We start from the raw sequence: 7,545 nt of genomic DNA on the forward strand, positions 1-7,545 counted from the left end.
TCTATGCGTAGCGACCTGATCAAGACCGGCCCCGATCGCGCCCCGGCGCGCGCCATGCTGCGCGCCACCGGGCTGGACGATGCCGCCATCACCAAGCCGCTGGTGGCGATCGTGCACACGTGGTCCAACGTGAGCCCGTGCAACCTCAACCTGCGCGAGCTGGCCGAGCACGCCGCTGAAGGCATTCGCGCCGCCGGCGGCACGCCGATCGAGTTCAACACCATCGCGGTGACCGACGGCATCGCCATGGGCACGCCGGGCATGCGCGCCTCGCTGATCAGTCGCGAGGTGATCGCCGATTCGATCGAGCTCGCCGTCGACGGCCACTGCCTCGATGCGATGGTCGTGCTGTGCGGCTGCGACAAGACCATTCCTGCCGCCGCGATGGCGATGGCGCGCCTGGATATCCCCAGCGTCGCGCTGTACGGCGGCACCATTGCCCATGGCACCCACGATAACCACCCGATCACCATCCAGCAGGTGTTCGAGGCGGTGGGCGCGTACGGCGCGGGCAAGATCGACGATGCCGAGCTGACCTCGGTGGAGCGCGATGCCTGCCCGGGCGCCGGCGCCTGTGGCGGCCAGTTCACCGCCAACACGATGGCGATGGTGTTGTCCACGCTCGGTCTTTCCCCGATGGGCTTCAACGACATCCCCGCCACCCACCCGGCCAAGACCGCCGCGGCGCGCCGCTGCGGTCAGCTGGTGATGGAATGCCTGAAAGAAGGCCGCACGCCGCGTTCGATGCTCACGCCCACCGCGTTCCGCAACGCCGCGCGCATGGTGGCCGCGACCGCCGGCTCCACCAACGCCGTACTGCATCTGCTGGCGATCGCCCGTGAAGCCGGCACGCCGTGGACGCTGGAAGATTTCGAGCCGGCATCGAAGCACACGCCGGTGATCGCCGACCTGTTGCCGGGTGGCCGTTACACGGCGGTCGAATTGTTCGGCGCCGGCGGCAGCGCACGCGTGGCTCAGGAACTGATCGCCGCCGGCATGCTGGACGACGCGCCCACCATCACCGGTCGCAACCTGTTCGAGGAAGCCGCGGTCGCCCCGCGCGCCGAGCAGCAGTATGTGGTGCATCCGGTGACGCAGCCACTCAAGCCGCGCGGCGGTTATTCGATCCTGTACGGCAACCTCGCGCCGGAGGGCTGCATCCTCAAACTGGCCGGCAAGGGCGCCAACCACTTCGAAGGCCGCGCCCGCGTGTTCGAGAGCGAGGAACAGGCTTTCGCCGCGGTGCAGGGCGGCGGCATCGAGAAGGGTGACGTCATCGTCATCCGCAACGAAGGCCCCGCAGGCGGTCCGGGCATGCGCGAAATGCTCGGCGTCACCGCGGCGCTGGTCGGCCGCGGCCTGGGCGACGACGTCGCGCTGATCACCGATGGCCGCTTCTCCGGCGCCACGCACGGCTACATGGTGGGCCACATTGCGCCGGAAGCGGCGCGCGGCGGCCCGATCGCGCTGCTGCGCGAAGGCGACCCCATCCGCATCGACGCCGACACGCGCCAGATCAGCACCACCGCCGACCTGGCCTCGCGCCGCGCCGGCTGGCAGCCGCCGGCGCCGAAGGTCACCCGTGGCGCGCTGGCCAAGTACGCGTTGCTGGTTGGCTCAGCCTCCGACGGCGCCACCACGCACCCGTCCGCTTCACGCATCACGTCCGCATCCACCTCTTCTCAACACGTCAACGAAGACACGAACGCAGGAGTCACCGCATGAGCACCACCAACGACACGCTGGCCAATGCCCGCATCGCCGTCCTGGGCTACGGCAGCCAGGGACGCGCCCACGCCCTCAACCTGCGCGACTCCGGTCTCGACGTCGTGGTCGGCCTGCGCAAGGGCGGCCCCTCGTGGGAGAAGGCCCGCGCCGAGGGCTTCAACGTCGCCGAGCCGGGCGAGGCGGTGAAGGACGCCGACCTGGTCGCCGTGCTGACCCCCGACATGGTGCAGCCGGCGCTGTACAGCGAACACATCGCTCCGAACATCAAGCCGGGCGCCGCCCTGCTGTTCGCGCATGGCTTCAACGTGCACTTCAAGCAGATCGATCCGCGCACCGACATCGACGTGATCCTGGTGGCGCCGAAGGGCCCGGGCGCGCTGGTGCGCCGTGAGTATGAAATCGGCCGCGGCGTGCCGAGCATCTGGGCGATCCACCAGGACGTCAGCGGCCAGGCCGAAGCCAAGGCCAAAGCCTATGCCGACGGCATCGGCGGTGGCCGCGCGCTGCTGATCAAGACCGACTTCAAGGAAGAGACCGAGACCGACCTCTTCGGCGAACAGGCGGTGCTGTGCGGCGGCGCGAGCTCGCTGGTGCAGGCCGGCTTCGAGACGCTGGTGGAAGCCGGCTACCAGCCGGAGATCGCGTACTACGAAGTGCTGCACGAGCTGAAGCTGATCGTGGACCTGTTCTACGAAGGCGGCATCTCGCGCATGCTGGAGTTCGTCTCCGAGACCGCCCAGTACGGCGACTACGTCAGCGGCCCGCGCGTGATCGACGCCGGCACCAAGGCGCGCATGAAGGACGTGCTCAAGGACATCCAGGACGGCACCTTCGCCCGCAACTGGATCGCCGAGCACAAGGCTGGCCTGCCCAACTATCAGAAGTTCAAGCAGGCCGATCTCGAGCACCCGATAGAGCAGGTTGGCGCCAAGTTGCGCGCGCGCATGCCGTGGCTGCAGGCGAATGCGCCGAAGGCCGCCGAGCCGCTCAAGAAGGTGGGCTGATACGGGAATACCGAGACGTCGAACGATGCCGTCATCCCAGCGAAAGCTGGGATCCAGCGACTTTCGACATCCCGGTGAATTTCAAAGGCACTGGATCCCCGCTTTCGCGGGGATGACGAGCAAGAAGCTACCGCTTTGCTCACCAGTGCCTGCATCACCAACGAGGGGCGCTTTTTTCCGAAGGCACGCAACACCCCACATCGTCCCTCCCTTGCCGGCCAAGGGAGGGAGTTTTGCCAACGCGCTGTTCATACCGCCGCCACCACGGCGAACCCTAGGAAACGCGACACCGTGAACCTGCCACTGCAAAAGGACACGCCGACGCCGGCCTCCACCCATCCGCTGGCCGGTCAGACCATGAGCGGCGCGGAAGTCGTCGTGCAGGTACTGGCCGACGAAGGCGTGGACGTGCTGTTCGGCTATTCGGGCGGCGCCATCCTGCCGGTGTACGACGCGGTATTCCGCTACAACGCCACCCATCTCTCGCCGATCGGCGGCGAGCCGATGCCGCTGATCGTGCCCGCCAACGAGCAGGGCGCTGGCTTCATGGCTGCCGGCTATGCGCGCGCCTCGGGCAAGGTGGGCGTGGCGATCGTCACCTCCGGACCCGGCGCCACCAACATGGTCACGCCGGTGCGCGACGCCATGTCCGACTCGGTGCCGATGGTGGTGATCTGCGGTCAGGTGCCGACCGGCGCACTCGGCAGCGATGCGTTCCAGGAAGCGCCGGTCAGCAACATCATGAGCCCGTGCGCCAAGCACGTGTTCCTGCTCACCGACCCGGAGCGGCTTGAGATCACCCTGCGCACCGCCTTCGAGATCGCCCGCAGCGGCCGGCCCGGTCCGGTGGTGGTCGACATCCCAAAGGACGTGCAGAACACCTCGCTCACCTTTGCCGGTGAAGGCACGCTGCCGATCCCCGGCTATCGTGCTCGCCAGCACGCGATCCAGAACGCGCGCGTCGATGACGAGCAGTGCGCGGCATTCTTCGAGGCGTTGTCCAAGGCCAGGCGCCCGCTGATCTACGCCGGCGGCGGTATCATCGCCGGCGAGGCTTCGGCTACGCTGCGCGCCTTCGTGCAGCAGTTCGGCCTGCCGGTCACCACCACGCTGATGGGACTGGGCGCGGTCGACACCACGGAGCCGCTCGCGCTGCACATGTTGGGCATGCATGGCACCGCCTATGCCAACTACGCGGTCGAAGACTGCGATTTCCTGCTCGCGCTCGGCGCGCGCTTCGACGATCGCGTCGCCGGCGTGGCCGACCGTTTCGCACCGAACGCGCGCTTCATCGCGCAGATCGACATCGATCCGGCGGAGATTGGCAAGGTCAAGTCGGTGCACTGGCACCATCACGGCGACCTCGACCGCACGCTGTCGCGCCTGCATCAATACGGCGTGCGCCACAACCTGCATTTTTCCGCCGAAGGGCGTTACGCCGACTGGCATGCGCACATCTCGGCGCTCAAGCACACCCATGCGCTGAACTACGACCGCGAGAGCCCGCTGATCCAACCGCAGGCCGTGATCGAGGCGATCAACCACCACACGCAAGGCCGCGCGGTGATCAGCACCGGCGTGGGCCAGCACCAGATGTGGGCGGCGCAGTACTTCGATTTCCGCGAGCCTCGGCATTGGCTCACGTCGGGCTCGATGGGCACCATGGGCTTCGGCCTGCCCGCCGCGATCGGCGCGCAGTTCGCGCGGCGCGACGCGGTCGTCATCGACATCGACGGCGACGCCAGCATCCGCATGAACCTGGGTGAGCTGGAGACCGTCACCACCTATGGCCTGCCGGTGAAGGTGGTGGTGCTCAACAACATCGGCGACGGCATGGTGCGCCAGTGGCAAAAGCTGTTTTTCCGCGGCCGCTTCGCCTCTTCGGACAAGAGCCTGCACAAGAAGGACTTCATCAAGGCCGCGCAGGCCGATGGCTTCGAGTGGGCGCGCCGGCTGGAGCGCAAGGAGGACCTGGCGGCCACCATCGCCGACTTCCTCGGCTTCGAAGGTCCCGCCTTCCTGGAAGTGATGATCGACACGGATGCCGGCGTGTATCCGATGGTGGGACCGGGCGCGACCTACGCGCAGATGATCACCGGCGATTTCATTCCGTCACGTGTGGCTCCGGAGAAGGCTGCGGACCCCACGTCAAACATGTTCTAAACCGCCGTCCCATCGACTTCTGGCCCACAAGGCACTGGATTCCAGCGCTTGCCCCCTTTTTGGGGTTCGCTGGAATGACGGATAGGGGTAGTTACGGAGCCTCATCATGAAACACACGCTTTCCATCCTGCTGCAAAACGAATCCGGGGCCCTGATGAGGGTCGCCGGCCTGTTCGCGGCGCGCCATTGCAACATCGACTCGCTCACCGTGGCCGCCACGCGCGATCCGGCGGTGTCCCAGCTCACCCTGGTGATGCACGGTGCCGATGACACGGTGGAGCAGATCATCAAGCAGACCCGCAAGCTGGTCGACGTGATCGAAGTCAGCCATCCGGCCACCGTCGCACCATGAACGCGCTGATGCAGCCCATCGCGCCCGAGGCGGATCTCAGCGAACACCAGCTGCTGCGGCAGACCTTGAGCGCCCGCGTGTACGACGTGGCGCGCGAGACGGCGCTGGAACCGGCGACGTTGTTGTCCGCCCGGCTAGGCCAGCCGGTGCTGCTCAAGCGTGAAGACCAACAACCGGTGTTCTCGTTCAAGCTGCGCGGCGCCTACAACCGCATGGCGTCACTGGATGCGGGGCAGCGTGCGCGAGGTGTGATCGCCGCGTCCGCCGGCAACCACGCGCAGGGCGTGGCGCTGGCCGCCGCGCGCCTTGGTATCCGCGCGGTGATCGTGATGCCGGTGACCGCGCCGCAAGTGAAGGTGGATGCGGTGCGACGCTTCGGCGGCGCGCAGGTGGAAGTGGTGTTGGCCGGCGATTCGTACAGCGACGCCCAGGCCGCGGCCGCGCGACTTCAGGCCGAACATGGCTACACCTTCGTCCACCCGTTCGATGATCCGGCGGTGATCGCCGGACAGGCGACCGTGGCGATGGAAATCCTTCGCCAGCACCCGGGGCCGCTGCACGCGATCTTCGTGCCGGTGGGCGGAGGCGGCCTGCTCGCTGGCGTCGCCGGCTACGTGAAAGCGCTGCGCCCCGAGGTGAAGGTGATCGGCGTGCAGACCGCCGACTCCGACGCGATGGCGCAGTCGCTGGATGCCGGAGAGCCCGTCAACCTCGCCGAGGTCGGCCTGTTCTCTGATGGCACGGCCGTCAAGCGCGTCGGCGATCTCACCTTCGCACTGTGCCAGCGCCACGTGGATGCGATGGTGCGGGTCGACACCGACGCGATCTGCGCCGCGATCCGCGACGTGTTCCAGGACACGCGCAGCGTGCCCGAGCCTGCCGGCGCGATGGCGCTGGCCGGCCTCAAACAGTATGTGGCCACGCATGGCGCGCAGCAGGCGCCGATGGTCGCCGTGGTTTCCGGCGCCAACCTCAACTTCGACCGGCTGCGCTTCGTGGCCGAGCGGGCCGAGGTGGGCGAGCAGCGCGAGGCGGTATTCGCCGTCACCATCCCGGAAGAGCGCGGCAGCTTCCGTCGCTTCTGCACCGCGCTCGACCAGCGCAGCATCACCGAATTCAACTACCGCATCGGCAATGCCGCCGAGGCGCACATCTTCGTGGGCGTGCAAACCAGCCGACGCGACGAGCGGGAGACGCTGATCGAGGCGCTCCACGCCCACGGCTTCGGCGTGCTTGACCTCACTGACGACGAACTGGCGAAGCTGCACCTGCGCCACATGATCGGCGGGCGTTCGCCATTGGCGAAGGATGAGCTGCTGTACCGCTTCGAATTTCCCGAGCGCCCTGGCGCGCTCACGCGCTTCCTTGGCCACATGCACCCGGACTGGAACATCAGCCTGTTCCACTACCGCAACCAGGGCGCCGACTACGGCCGCATCCTGGTCGGCATCCAGGTGCCGACGGACGAGCGCGCGCTGTTCCAGGCGTTCCTGCAGACGCTGGGTTATCCGTATCGGGATGAGAGTGAGAATCCGGCTTACCGGTTGTTGTTGCGGGAGTGATGAGCTTGCGGTTCATCGGTTCCGCGCGGGTCTGTTCGATGAGCATGTTTCGGTGGGCCAAGAAATAAGGCTCTGAAGCGCGCCGGAGCGCGAAACTCGCTCAATGTTTACGATGGCGCCATCACCCTCACCGTCATCCCAGCGAAAGCTGGGATCCAGCGACTTTGCCCTTCGCTTCTGAATTGACCTGATCGCGATCCGGCTCGCCTGCGGCGGGCTTCCGCCCTCCTGCCGGAGGCCGGGTCACTTCTCTTTGCTTGCCCAAAGAGAAGTAACCACCGAGATGGTGGCAATGCCAAGAGAAATGGCACCCCACTCGGCGCTGGCCGGGCCTGCGGCCCGCCCAGTCCGTGAGCGGCGGCCGGGCTTTTCGACCGGGCTCCTGCCCGGACGAAAAGGGATCGACATCCCTGTCGATCCCCCTGCGGGCCTATTCGTCCACCCCTCACCGCCTCACAGGGGTATGGGTGACGGCTCGTGCCGCTGCGCGACACATCGCTTCGCAAATCCCGCATTTCGCTCTGTAGCACCGCACCGTGTGCGATAGCGTGGAGGTCATCGCCAGAAGCACTTCCTCACAAGGTGCGTTCCTACGGAGACGATTCCGCTCTTGGCTCTTGGCTTTTCGCTCCGGCTTTTGACCTCCCTTCCCCTATGGCGCGGCGGGTGGGTGGAGGAATAGCCCGAAGGGTGGCCGGCAGGGACGCCGGCCAGTTTGGCGTCAGGGCAGGATGCC

5 protein-coding genes are annotated in these 7,545 nt (G+C 67.0%); all 5 read left to right on the top strand.

Going from position 1 to position 7,545, the window contains the following annotated elements:
• Positions 1–3: 3 nt before the first annotated feature.
• The 5 genes from ilvD (at position 4) to ilvA (ending at position 6,809) form a co-directional block, all read left to right on the top strand.
• On the top strand, positions 4–1,725 hold the full coding sequence (ilvD, locus tag DVT68_RS19430) for a dihydroxy-acid dehydratase (protein ID WP_114826871.1): 1,722 nt from the start codon (positions 4–6) through the stop codon (positions 1,723–1,725).
• Positions 1,722–2,732, top strand: a complete 1,011-nt coding sequence (gene ilvC, locus DVT68_RS19435) for a ketol-acid reductoisomerase (protein ID WP_114826872.1) — start codon at positions 1,722–1,724, stop codon at positions 2,730–2,732. Before ilvD ends, ilvC begins: the two co-directional genes overlap by 4 nt.
• 357 nt (positions 2,733–3,089) lie before the next feature.
• A complete protein-coding gene (gene ilvB, locus DVT68_RS19440; RefSeq protein ID WP_233523571.1) occupies positions 3,090–4,895 on the top strand; it encodes a biosynthetic-type acetolactate synthase large subunit in 1,806 nt (601 codons plus the stop codon).
• Positions 4,896–5,001: 106 nt separating this feature from the next.
• Complete coding sequence (ilvN, locus tag DVT68_RS19445) at positions 5,002–5,247, top strand: acetolactate synthase small subunit (RefSeq protein ID WP_114826874.1); 246 nt, start codon at positions 5,002–5,004, stop codon at positions 5,245–5,247.
• 8 nt (positions 5,248–5,255) lie between these two features.
• On the top strand, positions 5,256–6,809 hold the full coding sequence (gene ilvA, locus DVT68_RS19450) for a threonine ammonia-lyase, biosynthetic (protein ID WP_114826919.1): 1,554 nt from the start codon (positions 5,256–5,258) through the stop codon (positions 6,807–6,809).
• Positions 6,810–7,545 lie beyond the last annotated feature (736 nt).

It is taken from the genome of Dyella solisilvae (genome assembly GCF_003351225.1).
In the GTDB taxonomy this organism is placed as follows: Bacteria; Pseudomonadota; Gammaproteobacteria; order Xanthomonadales; family Rhodanobacteraceae; genus Dyella; species Dyella solisilvae.

Bases quoted from the DNA above. Each gene is read 5' to 3' on its own strand.
- ilvD (WP_114826871.1), top strand. From the start codon at position 4: ATGCGTAGCGACCTGATCAAGACCGGCCCCGATCGCGCCCCGGCGCGC.
- ilvC (WP_114826872.1), top strand. From the start codon at position 1,722: ATGAGCACCACCAACGACACGCTGGCCAATGCCCGCATCGCCGTCCTG.
- ilvB (WP_233523571.1), top strand. From the start codon at position 3,090: ATGAGCGGCGCGGAAGTCGTCGTGCAGGTACTGGCCGACGAAGGCGTG.
- ilvN (WP_114826874.1), top strand. From the start codon at position 5,002: ATGAAACACACGCTTTCCATCCTGCTGCAAAACGAATCCGGGGCCCTG.
- ilvA (WP_114826919.1), top strand. From the start codon at position 5,256: ATGCAGCCCATCGCGCCCGAGGCGGATCTCAGCGAACACCAGCTGCTG.